Annotated in this window: 1 protein-coding gene; it reads left to right on the forward strand. The window is 76.7% G+C overall.

The genetic code is table 11. The annotated features are described in order from the left end of the window. The coding region (locus BM237_RS28590; RefSeq protein WP_175541187.1) for a polyketide synthase dehydratase domain-containing protein at window positions 1–1,425 on the forward strand (1,425 nt) is incomplete at both ends.

The raw sequence follows: 1,425 nt of genomic DNA on the forward strand, positions 1-1,425 counted from the left end.
TCTGGAGGTGGGCCCCGACCCCGTCCTCACCCCCGCCGTCCAGCGGACACTGGAGGAGGACGGCGACGACGGACGGTGGACGGTGATCCCCGCCCTGCGCCGCGGCGAACCGGAACCGGCCGCCGCACTCACCGCGCTCGCCGACGCCTACGTCCTGGGCGCCGAGGCCGACTGGACCGCTGTGCTCGGAACCGGACCGCACCCCCGGATCGAGCTGCCGACCTACCCCTTCGAGGGCGAGCGGTACTGGCTGGAGCCGCACGGGAACACCGGCGACGCCGCCGGCCTCGGTCTGGAGGGCACCGACGACCATCCGCTGCTGGGCGCGGCGGTGCCCACCGCGGACGGCGGCGGACTGCTGTTCACCGGGCGGCTGTCGCTGCGCACCCACCCGTGGCTGGCCGACCACGCCGTCGGCGGCACCGTCCTCCTCCCCGGCACCGCGTTCCTGGAACTGGCGCTCCGGGCCGGTCACCGGGCGGGCTGCACCGTACTCGACGAACTCACCCTGGAGTCGCCGCTGGTACTGCCCGAACGCGGCGCGGCGGTACAGCTCCAGGTGGCCGTGGGCGCCCCGGACGACTCCGGCCGCCGACCGGTGGCCATCCACTCCCGCCCCCAGGACGTACAGGCCGATCCGGACGGCACGCCCTGGACGCGGCACGCGGCCGGGACGCTTGCCGCCACCGGCCGGACGTTCCCGTCGGCGGCCGGCGCCTGGCCCCCCGCCGGAGCCGTACCCGTCGACGTCACCGCCGCCTACGAGCGGCTGGCGGACCTCGGATACCACTACGGCCCCCTGTTCCAGGGGCTCAAGGCGCTCTGGCGGGACGGCGCGGACCTCTGCGCCGAGGTGCGGCTGCCCGAGGAGGCGGCGGACGAGGCGGGACGCTTCGGCATCCACCCGGCGCTGCTGGACGCCGCCCTCCACGCGGTGGTGCTCGACGGGGCGGACGGCGCGACCGCTCCCAGGATCCCGTTCTCCTTCGCGGGAGTGCGCCTCCACGCGGTCGGCGCCACCGCGCTGCGCGTACGGCTGTCGGCCACGGGCGGGAGCACCGCGACCCTCGCCGTCACCGACGGCGTGGGCGAACCCGTGGCGGAGGTGGAGTCGCTCTCCCTGCGGCCCCTGCCCGCCGAGGGGATCGCGTCGGCGGGCCGCCGGCCGCACCCGTCCCTGTTCGGCCTCGAGTGGACCGAGCTGACCCCGGACACCACCGGCGGCCCGGCGCCGGAACCGGAGTTCGCGCACTTCGGCGCGTCCGCCGCCCGCACCGGTATCGAGACCGACACCGACACCGACACCGCCGAGGAGGCCCGCGCGGCGGCCCGCCGGGCGCTCGCCCTGGTCCAGGAGTGTTTGTCCGGTGGTGGTGAGGGGCCGTTGGTGGTGGTGACGCGGGGTGCGGTGGCGGTGGTGCCGGG

The organism is Streptomyces mangrovi, assembly GCF_900114215.1.
Taxonomy (GTDB): domain Bacteria; phylum Actinomycetota; class Actinomycetes; order Streptomycetales; family Streptomycetaceae; genus Streptomyces; species Streptomyces barkulensis.